Source organism: Propioniciclava soli (assembly GCF_038502305.1).
GTDB lineage: Bacteria > Actinomycetota > Actinomycetes > Propionibacteriales > Propionibacteriaceae > Propioniciclava > Propioniciclava soli.
The window spans coordinates 2,127,588-2,151,405 of the sequence record NZ_CP115965.1 but is presented as its reverse complement, the minus strand read 5'-3'; the positions used below and the strand labels follow the sequence as shown (position 1 = coordinate 2,151,405).

At 72.8% G+C, this 23,818-nt stretch carries 21 protein-coding genes and 1 tRNA gene; 12 read left to right on the top strand and 10 right to left on the bottom strand.

Annotated features, from left to right (window positions below; all coding sequences use genetic code 11):
• Nucleotides 1-144: 144 nt before the first annotated feature.
• From PCC79_RS09700 to PCC79_RS09685, 4 genes are read right to left on the bottom strand one after another with little or no spacing between them, the layout of a single operon-like run.
• A complete protein-coding gene (locus PCC79_RS09700) occupies nucleotides 145-966 on the bottom strand; it encodes an inositol monophosphatase family protein (RefSeq protein WP_342371692.1) in 822 nt (273 codons plus the stop codon).
• A 50-nt stretch (nucleotides 967-1,016) separates the two neighbouring features.
• A complete protein-coding gene (rsgA, locus tag PCC79_RS09695; protein WP_232547716.1) occupies nucleotides 1,017-2,045 on the bottom strand; it encodes a ribosome small subunit-dependent GTPase A in 1,029 nt (342 codons plus the stop codon).
• Complete coding sequence (gene aroA / locus PCC79_RS09690) at nucleotides 2,042-3,304, bottom strand: 3-phosphoshikimate 1-carboxyvinyltransferase (protein WP_342371691.1); 1,263 nt, start codon at nucleotides 3,302-3,304, stop codon at nucleotides 2,042-2,044. The genes rsgA and aroA overlap by 4 nt, the downstream gene beginning before the upstream one ends.
• Complete coding sequence (locus tag PCC79_RS09685) at nucleotides 3,301-3,903, bottom strand: DoxX family membrane protein (protein ID WP_232547718.1); 603 nt, start codon at nucleotides 3,901-3,903, stop codon at nucleotides 3,301-3,303. Before PCC79_RS09685 ends, aroA begins: the two co-directional genes overlap by 4 nt.
• Nucleotides 3,904-4,060: 157 nt before the next feature.
• On the opposite strand from PCC79_RS09685, the gene PCC79_RS09680 reads away from it, so the two are divergent.
• Nucleotides 4,061-4,681, top strand: a complete 621-nt coding sequence (locus tag PCC79_RS09680; RefSeq protein ID WP_342373612.1) for a sigma-70 family RNA polymerase sigma factor — start codon at nucleotides 4,061-4,063, stop codon at nucleotides 4,679-4,681.
• Nucleotides 4,681-4,953, top strand: a complete 273-nt coding sequence (gene rsrA, locus PCC79_RS09675; protein WP_342371690.1) for a mycothiol system anti-sigma-R factor — start codon at nucleotides 4,681-4,683, stop codon at nucleotides 4,951-4,953. The genes PCC79_RS09680 and rsrA overlap by 1 nt, the downstream gene beginning before the upstream one ends.
• Before the next feature lie 79 nt (nucleotides 4,954-5,032).
• Here the strand turns inward: rsrA and PCC79_RS17405 are convergent, their stop codons facing one another.
• Entirely contained in the window at nucleotides 5,033-5,107 is a 75-nt protein-coding gene (locus PCC79_RS17405) for a 50S ribosomal protein bL37 (RefSeq protein ID WP_416046553.1), read from the bottom strand.
• Between the two features lie 125 nt (nucleotides 5,108-5,232).
• Between PCC79_RS17405 and PCC79_RS09670 the strand changes: the two genes are divergently transcribed.
• Together PCC79_RS09670 and PCC79_RS09665 are read left to right on the top strand one after the other, a co-directional pair.
• Nucleotides 5,233-6,693, top strand: a complete 1,461-nt coding sequence (locus PCC79_RS09670; protein WP_342371689.1) for a sensor histidine kinase — start codon at nucleotides 5,233-5,235, stop codon at nucleotides 6,691-6,693.
• Between the two features lie 145 nt (nucleotides 6,694-6,838).
• Nucleotides 6,839-7,474 carry a hypothetical protein gene (locus PCC79_RS09665; protein WP_232547722.1) on the top strand — a complete coding sequence of 212 codons (636 nt, stop codon included), beginning with the start codon at nucleotides 6,839-6,841 and terminating at the stop codon, nucleotides 7,472-7,474.
• Between the two features lie 20 nt (nucleotides 7,475-7,494).
• Here PCC79_RS09665 and PCC79_RS09660 read toward each other — a convergent pair whose 3' ends face one another.
• Nucleotides 7,495-7,743 carry a WhiB family transcriptional regulator gene (locus tag PCC79_RS09660; protein ID WP_232547723.1) on the bottom strand — a complete coding sequence of 83 codons (249 nt, stop codon included), beginning with the start codon at nucleotides 7,741-7,743 and terminating at the stop codon, nucleotides 7,495-7,497.
• Between the two features lie 164 nt (nucleotides 7,744-7,907).
• Between PCC79_RS09660 and PCC79_RS09655 the strand changes: the two genes are divergently transcribed.
• Nucleotides 7,908-8,324, top strand: coding sequence for a hypothetical protein (locus PCC79_RS09655; RefSeq protein ID WP_232547724.1), 417 nt, complete (start codon nucleotides 7,908-7,910; stop codon nucleotides 8,322-8,324).
• Nucleotides 8,325-8,327: 3 nt separating this feature from the next.
• Here PCC79_RS09655 and galK read toward each other — a convergent pair whose 3' ends face one another.
• The 3 genes from galK to PCC79_RS09640 are packed head-to-tail and all read right to left on the bottom strand — an operon-like array spanning nucleotide 8,328 to nucleotide 13,680.
• Complete coding sequence (gene galK / locus PCC79_RS09650; RefSeq protein WP_232547725.1) at nucleotides 8,328-9,443, bottom strand: galactokinase; 1,116 nt, start codon at nucleotides 9,441-9,443, stop codon at nucleotides 8,328-8,330.
• Nucleotides 9,436-9,612 carry a DUF6104 family protein gene (locus tag PCC79_RS09645; protein ID WP_232547726.1) on the bottom strand — a complete coding sequence of 59 codons (177 nt, stop codon included), beginning with the start codon at nucleotides 9,610-9,612 and terminating at the stop codon, nucleotides 9,436-9,438. The genes galK and PCC79_RS09645 overlap by 8 nt, the downstream gene beginning before the upstream one ends.
• Nucleotides 9,613-13,680, bottom strand: coding sequence for a multifunctional oxoglutarate decarboxylase/oxoglutarate dehydrogenase thiamine pyrophosphate-binding subunit/dihydrolipoyllysine-residue succinyltransferase subunit (locus tag PCC79_RS09640; protein ID WP_342371688.1), 4,068 nt, complete (start codon nucleotides 13,678-13,680; stop codon nucleotides 9,613-9,615).
• Between the two features lie 159 nt (nucleotides 13,681-13,839).
• Here PCC79_RS09640 and PCC79_RS09635 point away from each other — a divergent pair, with 159 nt between their 5' ends.
• Nucleotides 13,840-14,877 carry a lytic transglycosylase domain-containing protein gene (locus PCC79_RS09635; RefSeq protein WP_342371687.1) on the top strand — a complete coding sequence of 346 codons (1,038 nt, stop codon included), beginning with the start codon at nucleotides 13,840-13,842 and terminating at the stop codon, nucleotides 14,875-14,877.
• A 16-nt stretch (nucleotides 14,878-14,893) separates the two neighbouring features.
• Here PCC79_RS09635 and PCC79_RS09630 read toward each other — a convergent pair.
• A tRNA-Arg gene (locus PCC79_RS09630) sits at nucleotides 14,894-14,968 on the bottom strand.
• Nucleotides 14,969-15,100: 132 nt separating this feature from the next.
• Here PCC79_RS09630 and lysA point away from each other — a divergent pair.
• The 6 genes from lysA to PCC79_RS09600 all read left to right on the top strand — a co-directional run bounded on the left by lysA (nucleotide 15,101) and on the right by PCC79_RS09600 (nucleotide 23,773).
• Entirely contained in the window at nucleotides 15,101-16,510 is a 1,410-nt protein-coding gene (gene lysA, locus PCC79_RS09625) for a diaminopimelate decarboxylase (RefSeq protein WP_232547729.1), read from the top strand.
• 31 nt (nucleotides 16,511-16,541) lie between these two features.
• The gene (locus PCC79_RS09620) at nucleotides 16,542-17,840 is read left to right on the top strand and encodes a homoserine dehydrogenase (RefSeq protein WP_269779116.1); all 1,299 of its coding nucleotides are present in this window, start codon (nucleotides 16,542-16,544) and stop codon (nucleotides 17,838-17,840) included.
• A 3-nt stretch (nucleotides 17,841-17,843) separates the two neighbouring features.
• A complete protein-coding gene (gene thrH / locus PCC79_RS09615; protein WP_232547730.1) occupies nucleotides 17,844-18,452 on the top strand; it encodes a bifunctional phosphoserine phosphatase/homoserine phosphotransferase ThrH in 609 nt (202 codons plus the stop codon).
• Nucleotides 18,442-19,698 (top strand): glycosyltransferase 87 family protein, encoded by a 1,257-nt coding sequence (locus tag PCC79_RS09610; RefSeq protein ID WP_232547731.1) that lies wholly within the window; start codon nucleotides 18,442-18,444, stop codon nucleotides 19,696-19,698. The genes thrH and PCC79_RS09610 overlap by 11 nt, the downstream gene beginning before the upstream one ends.
• 84 nt (nucleotides 19,699-19,782) lie before the next feature.
• On the top strand, nucleotides 19,783-21,759 hold the full coding sequence (gene rho, locus PCC79_RS09605) for a transcription termination factor Rho (RefSeq protein WP_332836143.1): 1,977 nt from the start codon (nucleotides 19,783-19,785) through the stop codon (nucleotides 21,757-21,759).
• A gap of 112 nt (nucleotides 21,760-21,871) precedes the next feature.
• Nucleotides 21,872-23,773 carry a hypothetical protein gene (locus PCC79_RS09600; protein WP_342371686.1) on the top strand — a complete coding sequence of 634 codons (1,902 nt, stop codon included), beginning with the start codon at nucleotides 21,872-21,874 and terminating at the stop codon, nucleotides 23,771-23,773.
• Nucleotides 23,774-23,818 lie beyond the last annotated feature (45 nt).

Genomic DNA, 23,818 nt, shown 5'->3' with positions numbered 1-23,818 from the left:
CCCGCAGGGGGCCGCGACACGCTCACTTCGGCCCGACACGCCGGGTTACAACCCGGCGTGTCGGGCCGAAGTGAGCGTGTCGGCGCCTGCCCGGCGCCTGCCCGGCGCCTGCCCGGCGCCTGCCCGGCGCAGCCGGCGCACCGGTCAGTCGGAGAGCTCGAGGGGCTGGGTGGGTTCCACCGGGGCCAGGGCGGACAGGACGGCGTCGTGCAGGTGCCCGTTCGTCGCCAGCGCCCCCGGGCCCGCGACGCCGGGCGTCCCGTCGATGCTGGTGAACCGGCCGCCGGCCTCCCGGACGATCACGTCCAGCGCCGCCATGTCGTGCAGCGCCAGGTCGGGCTCGGTGGCGATGTCGACGCCGCCCTCGGCGACGAGCAGGTAGCTCCAGAAGTCCCCGAAGGCGCGCGTCCGCCACACGTCGCGCATCAGGTCGACGAACTGTTGCCCGCGGCCCGACTCCACCCAGCCGCGCACCGAGCTGTAGGACAAGAAGGCGTCCGACACCGCACCCACCGACGACGCCTGCAGCCGGGTCGCGCTCGCGAGCGACTTGCCCGTGAACGCCCCTGCGCCCCGGGCTGCCCACCAGCGCCGCTGCAGCCCCGGCGCCGACACGACCCCGACCACCACCTCGTCACCCTCCATGAGGGCGATCAGGGTGGCCCACACCGGGACGCCGCGCACGAAGTTCGCGGTCCCGTCGATGGGGTCGATCACCCACCGGCGCGGCCCCCAGCCCGTGTCGGCGCGCTCCTCGCCGTGCACGGCATCGCGGGGCCGGGAGCGCGAGAGCACCTTGCGCAGCGCGTCCTCCACGGCCGTGTCGGCGTCCGTGACGTGCGTCAGGTCCGGTTTGGTCGACACCTGCAGATCCTGGGCACGGAAGCGGGCGGTGGTGATCTGGTCGGCGGTGTCGGCGAGCACATGGCCCAGCCGCAGGTCGTCCACGTAGCTTCGTTCGGGCATGGCCGCCAGCCTACGCACGGACGCCCCCGCGCCGCGGGAGGCTCCCGGACCTACGTGTAGGTCGGCTCGGCCATCCAGACCTGCTCCATGCGCCGGAAGGACGCCAGCCGCTCGGCCCGCAACCGCCCGTCGGCCACCGCCTCGTCGAGGGCGCACTCGGGGGCGGTCGAGTCGTGCCGGCAACCGCGCGGACACTCGGTCACGAGCGCGGCGAGGTCGTCGAAGGCCGCGAGCACCGACTCCGTCGTGACGTGGGAGAGGCCGAAGCTCCGGACGCCCGGGGTGTCGATCACCCAACCACCCGGCTCGGGCAGCGCCAGCGCCACCGCCGAGGTGGAGGTGTGCCGCCCGCGTCCGGTCACCTCGTTCACGTGCCCGACGGCACGGGCCGCGTCCGGGATCAGCGCGTTGACGAGGGTGGACTTGCCGACCCCCGAGTGGCCCACCAGCACCGTGGTGTGACCGGCGAGCAGGCCGCGCAAATCGGTGAGGTCGGCTCCCGGCTCGACGACGACCGCGCCCACGTCGAGCCCGTCGTAGGCCGCCAGCAACGCGTCCGGAGAGGCCAGATCGGCCTTCGTGAGCACCAGCAACGGTTCCAGCCCCGCGTCGTACGCGCCGACGAGGATCCGGTCGATCATGCCCATCCGTGGCGGTGGGTCGGCCAGCGCTGTGACGATCGCGAGCTGGTCGGCATTCGCCACGATGGGGCGTTCGAACGGGTCGTTGTCGTCCGCGGTCCGCCGCAGCACCGTGGTGCGGTCGACCACCTCCACGACCCGGGCCAGCGTGCCCTCCTCGCCGGAGGTGTCGCCCACGACGCGGGCGCGGTCACCGACGATGACGCCCTTGCGCCCCAGCTGACGCGCCTTGGTGGCGAGCACCGTGCGTGGGGCGTCCCCGTCCCCGCCCCCGTCCTCGGCACCGAGCACCACCGTGTACCGGCCCCGGTCGACGCCGACGACCGTCCCCACCGCGGCCTCGGAGTAGTCGGGCCGGTCCTTCGTGCGGGGACGCGTCCGCCGCGGCGGGCGGCCGTAGCCGTCCTGCTCGTCCCGCTCGGCGCGGCGGCGACTCACGCCGCCACCAAGGTGTGCCACAGGGTGCCGAAGTCGGCGATGGTCTTGGTGGTGGCATCCACGTCGTCCAGCTCCACGCCGGCGACGGCCAGCCCGAGGACGGCACCCGCGTGGGCCATGCGATGGTCGGCGTAGGTGCGCCACGGCCCGCCGGTGAGCCGGCCCGGGGCGATGGTGAGCCCGTCGGCGGTCTCGGCCACGCGGGCCCCCCGCGCGCCGAGCTCGGCGGTGAGGGCGGCCAGCCGGTCGGTCTCGTGGTGGCGGACGTGCCCCACCCCGCGGATGCTGCCCGGTCGGTCGGCGAGCGCGAGCAGCGCGGCCACCACGCAGGTGAGCTCGGAGGCCAGGGTGAGGTCGACATCGGCGCCCGTGACGGTGCCGGTGCCGCTCACCGTCACCGTGTCCGTGCGGGCGTCGACCTCCCCGCCCAGCGCGGCGAGGGTGCCGAGGATCGCGTCCGAGGCCTGCACGGTGTGCCGCGGCCAGGGCACGGTCACGGCACCGCCGGTCACCAGCGCGGCGGCCAGGAAGGTCGCGGCGTTCACCAGGTCGGGTTCGATGGTCTCGTCGCGGGCGGCGATCGGGCCGGGGGCCACGCGCCACGCGGTGTCGTTCGCGGACGCCGACGCCACGACCCCGCGGTCGGCCAGCATGGCCAGGGTCATCCGGATGTGCGGCGGCGAGGGCACCCGCGCGCCCGCGTGGACCAGTTCCAGCCCGGCGTCGAACCGGGCGGCCGCCAGCAGCAGCCCCGACACGAACTGGCTGGACGCGGACGCGTCGATGCGCGCCGTGCCGCCCGGAACCGCACCGGTGCCGTGCACGGTGAAGGGCACGGAGGCCGGGTGGTCGACCCGGACGCCCAGCTGCCCCAGGCCGTCCAACAGGGGTGCCACCGGGCGGGCGGAGGCCTCAGGATCGCCGCGGAACCGGGTCGGGCCGTCGGCCAGCGCGGCCAGCGCGGGCACGAACCGCATGATCGTGCCCGCCAAGCCGCAGTCGATGTCACCGGGGGTGAAGACCGCCGGCGGTGCGACGCGCACCACGCCGGGCGCCAGGTCGGTCACGTCCACGCCCAGCGACGCGAGGGCGGCGCGCATCAGCCGCGTGTCCCGGGCGTCGAGGACGCCCGTGAGCACCGACGGGCCGTCACCGAGCGCGGCCAACACGTAGCCGCGCGCGGTGGCGGACTTCGAGCCGGGCACCGTGAGGCTCCCGGTCACCGGGCCGGCCGGGGTCGGCGCGACCCAGGGCCTCACGGAAGAGCGCCCTCGATGCTCTTGCGGGCGGCCTTCGCCTGGAGCTGGGCCTCGCGCTTGAGGCGCTTGAAGTCCTTCATGGTTAGCTCGGCGACGTGCGAGGCGTCCTTGGCCAGCGACTTCTTGGCCCGCTCGGCGTCGCGGGAGAGCTGGACGCGGGTCGCGTTGGCCTTCCACAGCAGGCTGGGCTTGCCGCGGGTGTCCTGCGACACGACGAGGGCGGCACCGAGCAGAGCCAGGTTCCGCACCAACAGGCTGCGCGAGGTCGCGGCGTCCGCGCCGGCCTCCTTGGCCGCCACGACGTGCGGCAGCATCGAGAGGGCCGCGAGCGTGCCGCCCCCCTTGCTGGAGATGCCCGTCGCCATCCCGAGGCCGCCGAGCACCTGGGCGACGCCGTTGACGCGGACCAGCGTCTTGGTGTCCTGCGGCACGTAGGCGGACACCTCCGGGGGCAGGGCGCCCTGGACGAGCGGGACCACCCGGTCGGCCAGCGGCTGGGCGGCCTCGACGAAGGGACCGGGGTCGCGAACGGCCTTCACGCCGTTCGCGATGAAGAAGCCGCCGAGCAACATGCGGCCGACACCACGCAGAAGGTTCATGCCCCATTCCTACCATCCGTCACTGACGACCGGGAACACCGAACGGAATATCCGCGTGCCCGTGGCCGTTGCGACAGGCGTGATGACGCTGGCACCCGCACCCACCGCCGCGCCGGGGCGCGCGCCGGTGCCGACCTCCGGGGTAGTCTCGTACCTGATGGACCTCCCGAGCACCGACGAGACCCCCGTGGTCGACGTCCAGACGGAAACCGACGCCGAGCGCGCCGCCCGGTTCGAGCGCGATGCGCTGCCCTTCCTCGACCAGCTGTACGGCGCGGCCCTGCGACTGACGCGCAACCCCGCCGACGCCGAGGACGTCGTCCAGGAGGCCTACGCCAAGGCGTTCTCCTCGTTCCACCAGTTCCGCCCCGGTACGAACCTCAGGGCGTGGCTGTACCGCATCCTGACGAACACCTACATCAACACCTACCGCAAGCGGCAGCGCCAACCGCAGCAGGCGTTCGGCGAGGACGTCGAGGACTGGCAGCTCGCCCGCGCGGAGCAGCACACGTCCACCGGCCTGCGCAGCGCCGAGATGGATGCCCTGGACCGCATGCCCGACTCGGTGGTGACGGACGCGATGAACGCGCTCTCGGACGACTTCCGGCTCGCCGTGTACCTCGCCGACGTCGAGGGGTTCTCCTACAAGGAGATCGCCGAGATCATGGGGACGCCGATCGGCACCGTGATGAGCCGCCTCAACCGCGGCCGGACGCAGCTGCGCTCCATGCTCGCCGACCACGCCGCCTCCCTGGGCATCGGGACGGGGGGCCGCTGATGACGCAGGAACCCGTCGACTGTCGCGCCGTGGCCCGGCGCGTCGAAGCCCTGCTGGACGGTGAGCTGGACGACACGGCCGCCGACGAACTGCGCCACCACATCGACGCCTGCGAGCACTGTCTGGAGGTCGCCGATCTTGTCGACGCCCTGAAGCGGATCGTGCACCGCTCCTGCACCGGCCAGGTGGCCCCGCCCGCGCTGCGCGCCCGCATCGTCACCCAGATCACCCAGGTCAGCTACACGCGCATCGAGTTCCACGAGCCGCGCTGACCCGCGCGACACACCCGGGACGCACGAAGGCCCCTCCCCGCACGGGGAGGGGCCTTCGTCGTCGTCCCGGGCTGTCGCCTCAGGAGTTGGGACGCTTGCCGTGGTTGGCTGCGTTCTTCTTGCGGGCCTTGCGCTTGCGGCCACCCTTACCCATGTGGGCCTCCTCACGTCGATCGCGCCGAACGGCGCAAGGAGCCATTGTGTCATGCCCGTCCGGGCCCGCGAAATCGACGTGGCGCGGTGCGGGCGGCACCAGGCGGACGTCCTATCATGGCGCGCATGCTCAGCCTCACGGACGTCGTGGCCCAGCACTGTGCGTTGTCCGACGACGACACCGGCTGGCTCGTGGGGCTCACCGACCAGTGGGACATGTTGGCCGACCTGTCGTTCTCCGACCTCATCCTCTGGGTGCCCGACGTCGACGACAACGTGTTCTGGGCGGCCGCCCAGTGTCGGCCCACCACCGGCCCCACGGCCCTGGAGGACGATGTGGTCGGCGAGGAGATCGCCTACGACCCCGAACATCTCGTCACCGAGGCCTACCTCAGCCGGGAGATCGCGATGACGAGCGGCAACAAGCTGCACGCCGGCATCCCGGTCGACGTGCACGCGGTGCCGGTCCTGCGGGAGGGCCGCTGCATCGGCATTGTCGAACTCCACACGAACCGCATGGGCGTCCGCGCGCCGGGCGCCCTGGAGGACACCTACCTCGAGGTGGCCGGTCTGCTGCTGGCCATGGTGCACCGCGCCGAGTTCCCGGTGGTGGGGCACGCCCCGGTTCCCTTCAGCAGCCCGCGCGTGGGCGACGGCGCCTTCCGCGTCTCGGAGGACGGGACCGTGACGTTCGCCAGCCCGAATGCCGTGAGCGCCTTCCGACGTCTGGGCTGGGCGGGTGACGTCCTGGGCGAGAACTTCACCGGCATGCTGACCGCCCTCATGGCGTCGCGGCGTGAACCGGTCGAAGAGGTGACGGGGCCATTGCTCGGAGCGCGCCGCGCGCGGGAGACCGAGGTGGAGACGCGCGCCGGCATCGTGCGTCTGCGCAGCATGCCGCTGTGCGTCCACGACGCCCCCCACGGCTGGCTCGTCCTGTGCCGCGACACGACGGACCTGCGGACGCGCGAGCGGCAGCTCGTCACCAAGGACGCCACGATCCGCGAGATCCACCACCGGGTGAAGAACAACCTGCAGACCGTCGCCGCCCTCCTGAGGCTGCAGACGCGCCGCACGTCGTCCGCCGAAGCCATCGGGGCCCTGTCGGACGCCCAGAAGCGCGTCTCCGCGATCGCCGTGGTCCACGAGATCCTCTCGCAGGGGTTCGACGCCTCGGTGCGGTTCGACGACGTCGCGGACCGGCTGATGGCGATGGTGCGCGACGTCGCGAACACGGGCGTCGCCGTGGCCATGGAGCGCCGGGGGTCGTTCGGCCTGGTGCCCGCGGATGTCGCCACGCACCTGTCGCTGGTGCTGACCGAGGTGCTGCAGAACGCCCTGGAGCACGGCGTCCGGGAATCCGCCGGGCATGTCGTGGTGCAGCCACGGCGCAGCGGCGAGATGTTGGTGGTGGACGTGACCAACGACGGCCTGCCGCTGCCCGACGGGTTCGACCTGGCGTCGTCGCACAGCCTGGGGTTGTCGATCGTGACGGCGCTCGTCAAGGATCTGTCGGGGACCTTCGAGCTCAGCGCGCTGCCCGACACCGCCGGAACGTTGGCGCGGATCACCCTGCCGTTGAGCTGACCGCCCGCCCCGGGGCCCGGCGCCGTGCTGCCGTGGTGCCGTGGTGCCGTGGGCGAAACACCCACAGGAAGCGCACAGCGACCACCGGGGTGCCGTCGAGGTCGGAGCCCGATGCTGGAGTGGTGACCGATCGAAGGGAATCACGATGAACGCACCCGCGTACGGCGCCCAGGACCCCGTGGCGCGCTACCAGTACCTGCTTCGCACGGCGTCCCCGGACGAGATCGAGCAGGCCCACACCGAGGCCTTCGCCGCCATGACGCCGGCCGAGCGGCAGACGGTGCTCGCGGCCCTGGGTCGCGCGGGGGCCACCCCCACCGACACGTCGGCGTCCGGCCTCGCGCGCTCGGCGACCCGCCTGGAGATGCAGCAACCCGGGGTGCTCCAGCGTCTGTTCGGTGCCCAGCAGACCGCGGGCGGCACGCTGCTGACGTCCGTCGCCGGTGGCTTCATCGGAGCCGGCATCTTCAGCGCTCTCACCGGGGGCGACGGTCTGGGCGGCCGGCCGGGTCTGCTCAGCAGGCTGCTCGGACTCGGGCGGCGGCGCACCATGACGGGTGGCGGCTGGGGGCCTGGTGGTGTTGGCTCCGGGTACGGATTCGGGCGAGGCAGCGGGTTTGGGCAGGGCAACGGGTTTGGGCAGGGCAACGGGTTCGGGCAGGGCAACGGGTTCGGGCAGGGCAACGGGTTCGGGGGGTTCCTGGGTCAGCGGCCCCCGCGGGGCGGCCCGCACGGCGGCGGCCGCGGCCCCGGGGGGCCCGGGGGACGCGGCGGCTTCTGAGACGCGCCCCGGCGGGCAGGTCAGCCGCGGACGCGGGCTCGGGCGTTGCGACGCTTCATGGCGCGACGCTCGTCCTCCGACAGTCCTCCCCACACTCCGTGGTCCTGACCCGCCTCCAGGGCCCAGGCGAGGCACTCAGCGCGCACGTCACAGCGGGCGCACACCTTCTTGGCCTCGGCGATCTGCATGATCGCCGGGCCGGTGTTCCCGACCGGGAAGAACAGCTCGGGATCCTCGGTCAGGCATGCCGCGCGATGGCGCCAGTCCATGGTGATACCACTCCTTGAGTGCGGATGATGAAAAACAATCTGCGCACCCGGGGCGGGGAGCGGTGCGCCTGTCAAGGCTGCCAAGATCGGGCACCGAAAACAAGGGGCAGCGGCGTATTGCCCGGTCTGCGGCCCCGATTTCCCCCGGCTAGAGTGGGCCCGCCATGACGACACCCGCATCGACGACGCCCCCCGACCCCGGCCCCGCCCGCCGCCCCGCCAGCGCCCTCGTCGCCGGTGGGGCGACGTTGGCGCTCGGCGTCTTCTTCGTCGTGCTGGCGCTGCTCGCCCTGACCAGTGGCCACGGCGAGTTCAGCGGTCACGTGGCCGTGGGCCTCGCGGTGTGGGGCGCGGTCGTGGTGGGTCTGGGGATCGCCTGGCTGCGCCGGGCATGGTGGTCGCGGGGCCCCGTGGTCGCGGCCGGGTTGTTGCACCTGCTCGCGTTCGGCCAGTCGACGCTCGTGCAGCCCTGGGCCGTCCTGGGGGCGGCCGCGGGTCTCGCCGCCGTCGTGGGTGCGCTGTGGCCGGCGGTGACGCCCCTGGTGGAGCGGAGGCGGGGCAGCCGGCCGAGGAACCGGTGAGGCTCAGGCGTCGGCGGCGTCCCGGAGTTCCAGACCGCCGGCCTCGGCGACGCTCGTGCTGACGCTGGGGGCGTCGAAGCCGCGTGCGGCGTAGTCGTCGGCCACGCGCCGGGTGAAGTCGGCCATGGCCCCGGTCGGCACCAACGCCAGCACCGTGCCGCCGAACCCACCCCCGGTCATGCGGGCGCCCAGAGCGCCGCTGGCCAACGCGGAGTCGACGGCCTGGTCCACCGTCGGCACGGTGATCTCGTAGTCGTCGCGCATCGAGGCGTGCGAGGCCGTCATCAGCGCCCCGAAGCGGGGCCAGTCAGCAGCCTCCAGGGCCGCCACCGCGTCCCACACGCGGGCGTTCTCACCCACGACGTGGCGGGTGCGCCGCACGAGCACGTCGTCGTCCAAGCGGCCCAGCGCCGCGTCGAGGTCGTCGATGTCGCGCAGCGCGGTCACCCCCAGCCGCTCGGCGGCTCGGGCGCAGGCCGCGCGTCGCTCGCCGTAGGCGCCGTCGGCCAGCACGTGCGGGCTGTGGGTGTCGACCAGGGCGAGGGTCAGGTCATCGGGGAGCGCGAAAGGCACCTGCGTGCCGCGCAGGGTGCGGCAGTCGAGCAGCAGCGCATGGCCGGCGGTGCACCACAGGGACGCCCGCTGGTCCATCGGGCCGGTGGGGATGCCGAGGAAGTCGTTCTCCGTGGCCTGGGCGACCTCGGCCAGCGCGTCGGCGTCCAGGCCCAACCCCCACAGCGCGTCGAGGGCCAACGCGGAGGCGGCCTCGATGGCGGCCGAACTGGACAGACCGCCGCCGAGCGGCACGCGGCTGTCGAGGTGCAGCTCGACGCCCCCGGTGGCGTGGCCGCGTTGCCGCAGCACCCAGACGACGCCGGCCACGTAGCCCCACCACTGGCCGGGGGTGGGGGAGAGGTCGGTCAGCTGCACCGTCTCCCCGAGCTGCGTCGACGACACGACCACCGTGTCGTCGCGGCGGGGCACGGCCCGGACGCGGGCGCGCGCGCCCAGCGCGATCGGCAGCACGAATCCGTCGTTGTAGTCGGTGTGCTCGCCGATCAGGTTGACCCGGCCCGGCGCGACACCGAGCGCTCCCTCACCGGTCATCGGCTCACTCATCGTCATCATCCCCTCGGGCCAGCCACGTGGCGAGCCGCTCCACGGCGTCCTCGTCATCGGGGTGCAGGTCGACGAAGGTGCGCAACTCCTCGGCCAGCCAGCCGAGCGTGACCTCCTCGGCCCCGCGGCGCGACTCGAGCTCTTCGATGCCCCGATCGGTGAAATACATCTACAGCCCCTCAAAGGCCCGGTCGAGCAGGTCGGCCTCCTGGGCCTTGTGCACCGACGCCATGCCGACGGACGGGGAGGACGACGCGGGACGCGCGACCGGACGCATGCGCAGCTCGTACCCCTCGCCCACGGCCTCGTTCACCGGCCCGGGGAGGTTGAGGCACAGGAACGGCCAGGCGCCCTGGTTCTCCGGCTCGTCCTGCACCCATCGCACGTCGTCGACGTGGCGGAATCGGTCGAACTCCGCGGCGAGGCTGTCGGTCGCGAGCGGGTAGAGGCGCTCCACGGGGACGATCGCCACCGCACCCTCCAGCCCACGCCGCTCCCGCTCGGCCTCCAGATCCCACCTGATCTTCCCCGAGCACAGCAGCACGGTGCGCACCCCCGCCGGATCGGTGATGGACGCGTCCGCGATGGCGGGCTGCCAGGACCCACCGGTGAAGTCCTCCGGCATCGACACGGCCCGCTTGTGGCGCAGCATCGACTTCGGGGTCAGGATCACCAGTGGGCGGTGCCAGTTCACGTACGTGTGCGTCCGCAGCAGGTGGAAGTAGGACGCCGGCGTCGACGGCTGACACACCGCGAGGGCGTTCTCGGCGCACAGTTGCAGCCACCGCTCGATGCGCGCCGAGGAGTGGTCCGGGCCCTGGCCCTCGTACCCGTGCGGCAGCAACAGCACGACGCCGGACTTCTGGGTCCACTTCGCGTTGCCGGAGCTGATGAACTCGTCGGTGATGGTCTGGGCGCCGTTGGCGAAGTCGCCGAACTGGGCCTCCCACAACACCAGCGCCTGCGGGGAGGCGATGGAGTAGCCGTACTCGAAGCCCAGGACGGCGTACTCGCTGAGCAGCGAGTCGAACACGTGGAACTGGCCCTGGTCGGTCGAGAGGTACTTGAGCGGGATGAACTCCTCGTTGGTGTTGCGGTCGATGATCGCCGCGAACCGCTGGCTGAATGTGCCGCGGCGACTGTCCTGACCGGTGAGGCGCACCGTGCGGCCCTCCAGGAGGAGCGAGCCGAACGCCAGCAGCTCGGCGGTCGCCCAGTCGATGGGACCGTCCACGATCGCCTCGGCCCGCCGTTGCATCTGCGGCAGCACCTTCGGGTGCACGGTGAACCCCTCGGGGAACGTGACCTGGGCCCGGGCGACCCGCTCGAGCACCGCGTGGTCCACCGCGGTTCCCTGGCTCTTGCCGAGCTTCGCGGGGTAGAACGGCACCCGCGCGTAGGCCTCGTCGTCCTCCTCGGCCTGCCGTGCCTCGGTGAAGACGCCCTCCAGGCGGGCCCGGAACTTCGCCATCACCGCCTCGGCGTCCTCGGTCGAGATGTCGCCGCGCCCGATCAGCGACTCGGTGTAGATCTTGCGGACGCTGCGCTTCTGCTCGATCAGGTCGTACATGTTCGGCTGGGTGAAGCTCGGGTCGTCGCCCTCGTTGTGGCCGCGGCGGCGGTAGGCCACCAGGTCGATCACCACGTCGGAGTGGAACTTCTCGCGGTAGTCGAACGCGAGGCGTCCGATGCGGGCGACGGCCTCGGGGTCGTCGCCGTTGACGTGGAAGACCGGGATGCCGACCGCCTTGGCCACATCGGTGGAGTACACCGACGTGCGCGACTCGCTGGGCGCGGTGGTGAAGCCGACCTGGTTGTTCACCACGATGTGGATGGTGCCGCCCGTGGTGTAGCCGCGCAGCTGGCTCATCTGCAACGTCTCGTAGACCACGCCCTGCCCGGCGAAGGACGCGTCGCCGTGGAGCAGCACGGGCAGGACACCGAAGCGGCCGGGCTCCTTGCTCGCGTCCAGCTTCGCCCGCGCGATGCCCTCCACCACGGGGTTGACGGCCTCCAGGTGGCTCGGGTTGGCGGCCACGGAGGTGCGGATCGTGTTGCCGGCCAGCGAGGTGAACTGGCCCTCAGCGCCCAGGTGGTACTTCACGTCGCCCGTGCCCATGGTCTGGGTCATGTCGACGCGGCCGTCGAACTCGCGGAAGATCTGCCCGTAGCTCTTGCCGACGATGTTCGCGAGCACGTTGAGGCGGCCACGGTGGGGCATGCCGATGGCGACCTCGTCGAGGCCGGAGTTGGCGGCCATGTCGCAAATCTCGTCGAGCAGCACGATCGTGGACTCGGCCCCCTCGAGGCTGAACCGCTTCTGACCGACGAACTTGGTCTGCAGGAACGTCTCGAAGATCTCCGCCTCGTTCAGCTTGTCCAGGATCCGCAGGTGCTCGTCGCGATCCCAGCGCACGAACGGCGACTCGAAGTAGGCCTCCAGCCACCGGCGCTTCTCGGCCTCCTGGATGTGCATGTACTCGACGCCGACGTGGCCGCAGTAGCTTCCCCGCAGGGTGTAGAGCACGTCGCGCAGCCGCATCGTCTCCTTCGAGTGGCCCCCGAACGAACCGACGGGGAAGTCGCGGTCGAGATCCCAGATGCTCAGGCCGTGGGCGTCCAGGTCGAGGTCGGGGTGCCAGCGCTGCTGGTACTCCAGGGGGTCGATGTCGGCCATGAGGTGACCCCAGGCGCGGTAGGCGCTGATGAATTGCAGGACGCGGGCACCCTTGCTCACCTCGTAGGGCCGGTGGGCGGAGTCGTCCGACGCCCAGCGCAGCGGCACGTAGGGGACGCGGAGGCTGAGGTACACGTCGTCGTAGAAGCCGTGCTCACCGATCAGGAGCTCGTGCATCACCTTGAGGAACTCGCCCGACGTCGCGCCCTGGATCACGCGGTGGTCGTAGGTCGACGTCAAGGTGGTGATCTTGGACACACCGAGTTCGAGGATGCGCTGGTCGGACGCCGCCTGGAACTCGGGCGGGTAGTCGATCGAGCCCACGCCGAGGATCAGCCCCTGGCCGGCCATGAGGCGCGGCACCGAGTGGCTGGTGCCGATGCCACCGGGGTTGGTGAGCGATGCGGTGGTGCCCGCGAAGTCGTCGACCGTGAGCTCACCGGCGCGGGCGCGCCGCACCAGTGCCTCGTAGGCGTGCCAGAACTCCCGGAACTTCAGCCGGTCGGCGCCTTTGATGTTCGGCACCAGCAGCTGGCGCGTGCCGTCCGGCTTCGGCAGGTCGATGGCGAGGCCGAGGTTGACCTGGTGGTTGGTGATGAGCGTCGGCTTGCCGTCGACCTCGAGGTAGCCGTTGTTCATCTCCGGCACCATCGCGACGGCCTTCACCATCGCGTACCCGATGAGGTGGGTGAACGAGATCTTGCCGCCGGTGGTGCGGGCGAGGTGCTTGTTGATGATGTCGCGCTGGTCGATCACCAGCTTCATCGGAATGTTGCGGACGCTCGTCGCCGTGGGAACCGCGAGTGAGGCCTCCATGTTGCGTGCCGTACGCATGGGAGCGCCCTTGAGCACCGTGCGCGTGGGCTCGGTGTCCTCCCCGACGGGGCCGGTCGGGGACGGCCGGTTGGCCGAGAGCTTGCCGCCCGAGCCGGGGTTGCGCGGCCCCGCGGACGGCTCCGCTCGCGGGGTGGGCTGCGGGGTGGAGGGCGGCGCGGACGGGGCGGTGCCCAGGTGCTGCACGAAGTCGGAGTCCTGGCCCGCCGGGGGAGCGACCCGCGGAGGTGCCACCGGGGCTGGCGCGGGGGAGGCGGGCGAGCTCGCCGGTGCGGGGCGCTGCCGGTCGGACGGGGCGGGCTTGCGTGCCTCCTCGCCCTCGCTCTCGGCCGGGGGATCCCCCTCGCCGGTGGCGGCCTGCGTGGCCACGGCGAGATCCGGGTCGGTGGTGTCGGTGCTCGGCTCCTCCTCCTCGGCCGCGGTCTCCCCCTCCTCTGCGGTCTCCTCCTCGCCCGGGGCCCCGGCCTCTGTCTGGGCCGCGGGTGCGGCATCGGGGGTCGCGCCGGCCGGGGACGGGCGCTCGTCCGTTCCCACACGGGTGGCGCCGTCGGTGGTCTCCGGGGCGTCCGGGCCATCGCCGGCGCGCCCTTCGAAGAAGGTGCGCCACGCCTCGTCGACCGAGTCGGGGTCGGTGCGGTACTGCGCCTCCATCTCCTCGATCAGCCAGTCGTTGGCACCGAATTCGGACAGGTCGTCTCGTGGGCTCTCGCCGGGCGCCGTCGCCACTTTCGCCTTCTTCCGTGTCGTGAGTCGGATGGCACGCACCGCGGATGCGCTTTCCTTCCCGAGCAGCTTAGCGAGGCGGACGCCCCCGCCCCAACCGACCCGGCCCAGCCGCCCAGCGCCGATCCGGTGCGAGGGACGCGCCGCGGTAGTGTCGGGCCCATGCACCCCCACGCTCGACGAGCCGAGGCGCAGCCCCCCCGTGCCGCGCGGTCGACCCGGCGGCGCGCCGCGGCCCAGCGCGGGGGCGTGGTGGTCGGCGTGGTGGCGCTCGTGGTGCTGCTGGGGGGTGCGCTCGCCCTGCAGGCGCCCGGCCCCACCGACCTGGCCACGCCCGCACCGTCGCCAACTCCCTCGTCGGCCACGCCTGCGCCGCCGCCACCCGAGCGGCCACCGCTGCCCGACGAGCCGCAACCTGCCGCCGCGGGCGAGGGCGAGGAGTCGGCGGGGAATTCCGAGGCGTCAGATGGCGAGGCCGGTGACGGCGGCGCCCCCGTTCCCGGATCCACCCCCGGCACCCCGGTGGCGCCCGGAGGCACCGTCGGGACGCCCACCAGCGCGGCGACCGGTGCCCCCCTGCCCGGCGGACCGGCCTCGACGGGCGCACCGACCCAACCCGTGGCCACGTCGGGGCCGGTGCTGCTCGTGGACGAGGGGTGGCTCCTCGCCACGGCGGCGGCCACCGGCATCCCCGCGCGGGCCCTGGACGCCTACGGGACGGCCGACCTCACGGTCGCCACCGAGCGGCCGAACTGCTCGCTCGGGTGGAACACGCTGGCCGGTATCGGCTTCATCGAGTCCCGGCACGGCTCCTTCGGAGGCTCCGTCCTGGGGGGTGACGGCGTCGTGCGTCCCCCCATCGTCGGCGTGGCGCTCGACGGTGGGGGTGTGGCCCACATCCCCGACAGCGACGGCGGGCGGCTCGACGGTGACGCGGCGCTCGACCGGGCCGTGGGCCCGATGCAGTTCATTCCCGCGACGTGGGCACGGTGGGGTGCGGACGCGAACGGCGACGGTGTGGCCGACCCGCAGAACATCGACGATGCGGCGCTCGCCGCGGCGCGCTACCTCTGCGCGAGCGGGGATCTGACGACCTCGGAGTCCTGGCGCCGCGCGATTCTCACCTACAACCGCTCCGATGCCTACGTCGCCAACGTGGCCGAGGTGGCGACCCGCTACGCCCGCGCCAGCCAGGGCTGACCCCAGCATGCGCCGATGGCGCCCCCAGTAGGATTCGAACCTACGCTCCCGCCTCCGGAGGGCGGTGCTCTATCCCCTGAGCTATGGGGGCCGGCTGCTCGCGCGAGCGGGCCGTGGGCCAGACTAGCACTGCGGTGGGGGGGGGCGGGAACGGGCCGGACCGGGCGTCCGCCGGGCGACGTGCGTCACGAGGGGCCCGGCGTGTCTGGCAGAGTGGACGGCCATGACCCACATGCACGTCGCCGGCTCGATCCACGCCGACGCCACGTCCGCCGCGCCGGTGTGGCTGGTGAAGCCGACCGACGCCAACGTGCTCGCGGATGGCCTGTGGAGTTCCACGACCGCACGTCAGGAGGACGGGCAGGTGCGGATCGGTGGCCTCGCGGCAGCCGAGATCCTCGCGCAGTGCGGCTCGCCGGTCTACGTCATCGACGAACTCGACTTCCGTGGCCGCGCGCTCACGTGGGCATCGGCGTTCGCGGGGTGGGGCGTCTACTACGCCGCCAAGTCCTTCCTGTGCGCGTCCGTTGCCCGCTGGGTGGAGCAGGAGGGCCTGAACCTCGACGTCAGCAGCCTCGGGGAGCTCACCGTCGCCCTGCGCGCCGGCTTCCCGGCCGAGCGCATCGGCCTGCACGGCAACAACAAGTCCGAGGAGGTGCTCCGGCTCGCGCTCTCCTCGGGGGTGGGCCGCATCATCGTGGACTCCTCCGACGAGATCGGGCGCCTCGAACGCCTGGCCGGTGAGCTGGGCGTGCACGCCCAGGTGCTGGTGCGGGTCACCACGGGCGTCGAGGCCCACACGCACGAGTACATCGCCACCGCCCACGAGGACCAGAAGTTCGGCTTCTCGATCACGGGTGGGCAGGCGCTGGTGGCGCTCGTCCGGTGCTTCCACAGCCCGCACATCGACCTGCGGGGCATCCACAGCCACATCGGCAGCCAGATCTTCGACACCAACGGGTTCGAGGTCGCCGCCCGTCGCACCCTGCGCCTGATGGCCCAGGTGCGTGAGGCCACCGGCCTCATGCTGGCCGAGCTCGATCTCGGCGGCGGCTTCGGCATCGCCTACACGATCGACGACACGCCTGCGACGGTGCACGACCTCGCCACGAACCTCACCGACATCGTCGAGCACGAGTGCCGCGCCTTCGGGCTGGAGCGGCCCCACCTCTCCATCGAGCCCGGCCGCGCGATCAGCGGGCCGGCCGGCACGGCGCTCTACACCGTGGGGACGACGAAGTCCGTGGAGGTCGGCGGGGGCCAGACCCGCCGCTACGTGAGCGTGGACGGCGGCATGAGCGACAACATCCGCCCCGCGCTCTACGCCGCGGAGTACTCGGCGGTGCTCGCCAACCGCACGTCGGACGCCGCCCCCGTGCTCTCCCGGGTGGTGGGGCTGCACTGCGAAGGGGGCGACATCCTCGTCCGCAACGTGTTCCTGCCCGCCGACGTCGCGCCCGGTGATGTGCTCGCGGTGCCGGCCTCGGGTGCCTACAGCCGCTCGATGGCGTCCAACTACAACCACACCCCGCGCCCGGGCGTCGTCGCGGTGCGGGACGGTAGGATCACACCGCTCGTCCGCCGCGAGACCCTGGACGACCTGCTGGCCCTCGACGCCGGCCTGCAGGACTGACCACTGTGACGAAGGAACCAGACCGAACATGATGAGTTCTCCGGGCGCTCCGGTGAGGGTTGCGCTGCTCGGGTGCGGCACTGTCGGCTCCCAGGTGGCGCGCATCCTCGTGGAGCAGGCCGCCGATCTCCGCGCCCGCGTGGGGCGTCCACTCGACCTCGTGGGCATCGCGACACGCACCGTACGCGAGCGGCCCGGCGTCGACCCGGCGCTGCTCACCACGGACGCCGCAGCGCTGGTCGCGCGGCCCGATGTCGACCTGGTCGTGGAGCTGATGGGCGGCATCCACCCCACGCTGGAACTGCTGACGGACGCCCTGGCCGCCGGCAAGTCCGTGGTCACCGCCAACAAGGCGCTGCTCGCCCAGCACGGCGGGGAGCTGTTCGAGGCCGCGGAGCGGGCCGGCGTCGACATCTACTACGAGGCGGCCGTCGCCGGCGCGATCCCCATCATCCGGCCGCTGCGTGAGTCGCTGGTCGGGGACGCGGTGACGGCCGTGACCGGCATCGTGAACGGCACCACCAACTACATCCTCGACCAGATGCACACCACCGGCGCCGAGTACGCCGACGCGCTCGCCGACGCGCAGGCGTTGGGGTACGCCGAGGCGGACCCGACCGCGGACGTCGAGGGTCACGACGCGGCGGCGAAGGCGGCGATCCTCGCCTCGCTGGCGTTCCACACCCGCGTGCACCTCGACGACGTCGACTGCGAGGGCATCGCCGAGGTGGGCGCGGCCGACATCGAGGCCGCCGAGCAGATCGGCTGTGTGGTCAAGCTGTTGGCGCGCTGCACGCTCAGCGCCGACGGCACCATCGCCGTGGGCGTCCACCCCACGCTGGTGCCCGCGACCCACCCGCTGGCCGGCGTCCGGGGTGCCTTCAACGCCGTCTTCGTCGAGTCGATCAATGCCGGTCAGCTCATGTTCATGGGGCCCGGTGCCGGTGGATCGCCGACCGCGTCGGCGGTGCTGGGCGACGTGGTGACCGCCGCGCGCAACCGTGTCCGCGGTGTCGCCGGGCCGGGGGAGTCCGCCTACAGCACCCCCGGCATCACCGACCCCGGACGCGTCCGTTCCCGCCACCACCTGGCGCTCGTCGTCCGCGACGAGCCGGGCGTGCTGGCCCGTGTCGCCGCGGCCATGGCCCACAGCGGCGTCTCGATCCAGGAGGTGCGTCAGGTGCCGCTGCCCGGTGACGGGGCGCACGCGCGTCTCAGCATCACCACCCACGTGGCGTCGACGGCCGACCTGGGCGCCGTCGTGGCCGAGCTCGAGGCGTCCGATGACGTCTCCGGACGCATCCGCGTGTTGCGCGTCGAGGGGGAGTGAACCGTGCTGGTGGCCTGTTTGGATCTCGAAGGGGTCCTCGTCCCGGAAATCTGGATCAACGTCGCCGAGGCGACCGGCATCGACGCGCTGCGCCTGACCACGCGCGACATCGCCGACTACGACGAGCTCATGGGGCACCGCCTGCGCACGCTGGATGCCCACGGCGTCACGCTGAGCCAGATCCAGACCGTGATTGCCGGCATGGGGCCGCTGCCCGGGGCGGCGGACTTCCTCGACTGGCTCCGCGCGCGGTTCCAGGTCGTGATCCTGTCCGACACCTTCTACCCGTTCGGCATGCCGCTCATGGCGCAGCTGGGGCACCCCACGCTGTTGTGCCACGACCTCGACGTGGCCGACGACCGCATCGTGGGCTACCGCCTGCGGCAGCGCGACCAGAAGACGAAGGCGGTGGCCGCGCTGCAGTCGCTGAACCTGACGGTGGTGGCCACCGGGGACTCCTACAACGACACGGGCATGCTGGCCCAGGCGGAGGCGGGGATCCTCTTCAGCCCGCCGGACAATGTCGTGGCCGAGTTCCCGCAGTACCCCGTGGCGCGGGACTACGCCGCTCTGCGCGCGGCCTTCGACGAGGCGGCCAGGCGTGTCGGGTGAGGCGGGCCTGACCCGGCGCGCGTGGGGCGCGGCTGTCATTCTGCTGCTGCCCCCGCTCGTGGCAGGGCTGTGGGTGGGGGCGACGACCATCGCCGGGGGGTCCGCCTTCCCGTGGGCGCCGGGGATGATCGATCTCGACGTCTACCGCCGCGCCGGCGAGGGCGTCCTCGCGGGCACGGACATCTACGACGCCGAGGGGCTGCCCTGGATCTACCCGCCGTTCGCCGCCTTCTTCGCCGTCCCCTTGACGCTCCTGCCGCTGGCGGCGGCGCAGGTGGTGTGGATCACCCTGACCGTGGTGCTCCTCATGGCGATCCTGTACCGCATGGGCCTCAGCGGCTGGCCGCTCTCGCTCGCCACGACGGCAGCGGTGCTCCTGGCCGAGCCGGTCGGCGAAACCCTCGGTTTCGGCCAGCTGGGCGGTCTGCTCGTGGCGGCCGCCGTGCTCGACGTCATGCCCGGCCCCCGCGTCTTCCGGCGCCGTCTCCTGCCCGAGGGATTCTGGGTGGGCGTGGCCACCGCGGTGAAGCTGACCCCGGCGACCGTGGCGGCCTACCAGTTCTTCGCCGGACGCCGCCGCCCCGGTCTGGTGGCGTTCGCCACCTTCGTGGGCGCGACCGCGCTGGGGGTGGCGCTCATGCCGGCCGGCTCACTCCACTACTGGGGTGGGTTGTTGGCCGGGGATTCGGGCATCAACAGCGGGATCCTGTTCAAGACGAACCAGTCGGTGATGGGGGTGTGGGCTCGGCTCTTCGGTGAGCTCAGCCGCGGCGGGCTCGTGGTCAGCGCCGTGGTGGCGGTGCTGGGGATCGCGATCGCCGTGCTGCTGCACAAGGCGTCCGAGGAGCGGCTGGGGATCCTGGTCGCAGGGCTCACCAGTCTGCTGGCCAGCCCGATCAGCTGGTCGCACCACTACGTGTGGATCGTGCCGCTGGCCGCGCTATTGCTCACCGATGCCGGGCTGAACGCGGGCCTGCGCGTCTTCGGCCTCGGTTACGCCTTGTGGGTGTGCAACGCGCCGTTCCACCGGCTCCCGGGGGGCGACGGTGCCGAGTTGGCGTACTCGGTCGGGGAGCAGGTGGTGGTGAACCTCGGGGTGGTGCTGGGGTTGGTCTTCATCGGGTGGTGCGGTGTGCTCGCCGTTCGGGCGCGCCGGGGTGATTCGACGGCGCTGCGGAGGCCCGTGCTAGCATCGGGGCGAGCGCACGAGCGCGGTGCCCCACAGATCGGGCCCGGCCGGCCCTGACGACGCGGCCGAAGATCTGATCCACTACCCCCGGGTGGAACCCCTCCACCTCGCCCGGCCACGCCGGTGCCCGAAAGGACTTTCGTGACCAACATCGACTCGATGCTCCTGCCCGACCTGAAGAAGGTCGCCGCATCGCTGGGCCTGCGCGGCGCCAGCGGGATGCGCAAGGCCGAGCTCGTCTCCGCGATCCGCTCCGCCCAGGGGGGCGGTGCCCGCGACAACGACGGCTCGCGCGAACAGGCCACCTCCGCCGGCACCGTGGCCGTCGCCGAGCGTGAGGACGCGCCGTCGGGCCGCCGCCGAGCCCGCCGCGAGCAGGGTGCCCCCGGATCCGGCGCCGACGACCGCTCCACCGATGACCTCGCCTCCCGCCTGGCAGGCCTCGACCGGCTCGGTTCCCGCTCCGAGGGTGGGGACGCCCCCGCCGACGGTGCCGGCGACGACGTCGCGTCCCGCCTGGCCGCCCTGGAGAAGGGCGGACGCCGCAACCGCGACGGTGGTCAGCGTGAGGGCAACCAGCGCGACGACGCGCAGCGTGACGGCGGCCGGGAGAGCGGCCGGGACGGTGGGGGGCGCTCCGACAACGCCCGAACCGAAAACGGGCGGTCCGAGAACGGCCGATCCGACAGCAATCGCGCGGAGAACAACCGCTCGGAGAACAACCGCTCCGACAACGCCCGGTCGGATGCGAACCGCTCCGAGGGCGGCCGCGGCGAGAACAACCGCGAGAGCCGTGAGGCGCGGACGGAGGCGACCGCGTCCGACGCGGGGGCGAACGACGACTACGGGCGTGACGATGACCTCGGGGGCAACAGCCGCCGCAACCGTCGGCGCCGCAACCGCGACCGCAACAACAACCGGCGCACCGGCCGGGGCGGCAGCGCGGGGCAGTTCGACCGGATGGAATCCGACCCGACCGTCACCGACGACGACGTCCTCGTGACCGTCTCCGGCATCCTCGACGTGCTGGACAGCTACGCCTTCGTGCGCACCTCGGGCTACCTGCCCGGCCCCAACGACGCGTACGTGTCGTTGTCGATGGTGCGCAAGCACGGCCTGCGCAAGGGCGACATCGTGACCGGTGCCATGCGCGCCCAGCGCGAGGGGGAGCGGCAGAAGTTCAGCCCGCTGGTGCGCATCGACACGGTCAACGCCGGTGACCCCATGTCGGGCAAGGACCGGCCCGAGTTCAACAAGCTGACCCCGCTCTACCCCCAGGAACGCCTCCGGCTGGAGACGACGCCCACCAACATGACCGGCCGCATCATCGACCTGGTGGCCCCCATCGGCAAGGGCCAGCGTGGCCTGATCGTCAGCCCGCCGAAGGCCGGCAAGACGATGGTGATGCAGTCCATCGCCAACGCCATCGCGCAGAACAATCCCGAGGTGCACCTCATGGTGGTGCTCGTGGACGAGCGCCCCGAAGAGGTCACCGACTTCCAGCGCTCGGTGCAGGGCGAGGTCATCGCGTCGACGTTCGACCGGCCGGCCGACGACCACACCACCGTCGCCGAACTGGCGATCGAGCGCGCGAAGCGCCTCGTGGAGAGCGGCCGCGACGTGGTGATCCTGCTGGACGGCATCACCCGCCTCTCGCGTGCCTACAACCTGGCCGCCCCGGCGTCCGGCCGCATCCTGTCCGGCGGTGTCGACTCGGCCGCGCTCTACCCGCCGAAGCGCTTCTTCGGCGCGGCGCGCAACGTGGAGAACGGCGGGTCGCTGACGATCCTGGCCACGGCGCTGGTCGAGACCGGCTCCAAGATGGACGACGTGATCTTCGAGGAGTTCAAGGGCACGGGCAACATGGAGCTGCGCCTGCGGCGCGAGATGGCCGACAAGCGCATCTTCCCCGCCATCGACGCGGTCGCCTCCGGCACGCGGCGGGAGGAGCAGCTGCTCACCCGCGAGGAACTCGCGATCATGTGGAAGCTCCGCCGCGTGTTGAGTGGGCTGGAGGACCAGGCGGCCCTCGAAATGCTCATCAACCGGCTCAAGAAGACCCAGACGAACCTCGAGTTCCTCCACGTCATCAGCCGCACGACGCCCAGCGCCGAGTGAAGCGACCTGGCGCCCGCCGCGCCGGTTGAGCGCGCCCGCTCCCGATCCTCCGGGGGCGGGCGCGCTGGCGTCCGGGCGGGTTTTGTCGGGGCCCCGTGACAGGATCGCCGGCATGGACCCCGACAGCCCGGCCGCCCCCGATCGCGAGTGCGACGTCATCATGCAGGGCGGCGTCACCTCCGGCGTCGTCTACCCCCGCGCGCTCGCCCGGTTCGCCCAGACCTACCGGCTGCGCTGCTTGGGTGGCTCGTCGGCGGGCGGCATCGCGGCGGCCCTCGCCGCCGCGGCCGAACATGGCCGCGCCTGCGGGGCTCCCGGCAGCGGCTTCGCCGGGCTCGCTGCGCTGCCCGACACGCTGGCCGGCGGGCGCCTGGCCGACCTGTTCCAGCCACAGCCCGCCACGCGCCCGCTGCTGCCGGTGCTGCTCGCCCTGAGCGGGCACGGCCGCGACGGACGCCGCACGTCCGGTCTGGCGCGGTGGGGGAGCGCGTCGCTGGCCCTGCTGGCCGGGTGGCCCCTGCACGCCGTCCTCGGTGCCGTTCCCGGCCTGCTCGGCTGGTGGTTGGCGCTGGCTGCCACCACCGGCTGGGCGACGGTGGGCACGGCCGCGCTGGCGAGCGTGGTGCTCGTGGCGGGTGTCGTGGTCGTCGTGGGTGTCGGCGCAGCGGCGACGCTGGGGCGCGCGGTGCCGGCCAACCTCTTCGGGGTGTGCACGGGGCGCAGCGAGGCTGCCCACGACGGGCCCGGTTTCACCGACTGGTTCGCCGAACGCCTGGACGCCCTGGCCGGCCGGACGGGGCGGGGGCCGTTGCTCCACGGCCACCTGTGGACGGGCTCGGACGAGGCCGCCTTCCGGCCGCCGGGGCAGCGCGAGGTCGATCTGCGCACCGTCAGCACCTGCCTGAGCCAGGGGCGCCCCTACGAGATGCCGTGGGAGTCGCGCGCCTTCTTCTACGAGCCGGCCGCCTGGCAGCGGTTGTTCGGCCCCGACGTCATGGCCGCCCTCGATGCCGCGCCGCCCGCGCGCCCCGCGGCGGCCGACCGCCACGACGCCTGGGCCTTCGAGGACGCGGCGGCCGCCGCGCGGCCGCGTCCGCTGCGCCGGTTGCCGGATCCGGCCCACCTGCCCGTCGTCGTCTCGGTGCGGCTCAGCGTCAGCTTCCCCCTGCTGGTCTCCGCCGTGCCGCTGTGGACGGTCGACCGCCGATCGGCTGTCACCACCGAGGCGGTGGCCGCGTTCCGGCGCGGTGCCGTCGGCCCGGCGCCGGAGTTCTGCGAGCTGTGGTTCACCGACGGCGGCTTCACCAGCAACTTTCCCGTCCACCTGTTCGACGAGGCGCTGCCCACCCGGCCGACCTTCGCCGTGCACCTGGGCACGTTCCTGCCCGGGCGGGAGCCCGACGCCGACGAGTCGGCGAACATCGAGTACGCCACCGACAACCGGCCGCTGCTGCCGAGCCACCGCCCCATCCCCGCCGCCGGCTGGGCCGGGCTGACGGCCTTCTTCGCCGCGGCGTTCGCCACGTCGCGGGAGTGGCCCGATGCGAGCCAGCTCGGGACGCCCGGGCTGCGGGATCGCATCGTGCGGGTGCTGCAGACCCCGGCGGAGGGCGGCCTCAATCTGCACATGCCGGACGCCGCCATCGCCTCCCTCGCCGCGCGGGGGGGGGCGGCGGCCGACGGGCTGGTGGGCATGTTCACCGAGCCCCACTACGCGGGGGGTACGACGGGGTGGGACAACCACCGCTGGGTGCGCTACCGGGCGCTGCTGGGGACGCTGCCGCGCTGGCTCACGTCCTGGGGGGCGGGACGGGCCGCCATGGCCGACCTGGACCCCGGTGATCCGCCCAGCTACCGGTTGGCGCGATCGGGGCGCCGCCTCGCCGCGGAGCTGGATGAGGTGCTCGGGGCTGGGGCGGACGCGGTGGGCGCGCCCGAGCACGCCGAGGGCGTCGCGGATCTGACCGCCGCGCCGCGTCCCCTGACCGTCCTGCGCCGCATGCCGCAGCTGTGAGCGGCGCGTTTGGGTAATGCCGCGGCGTGCGGCACAATGGGAGGT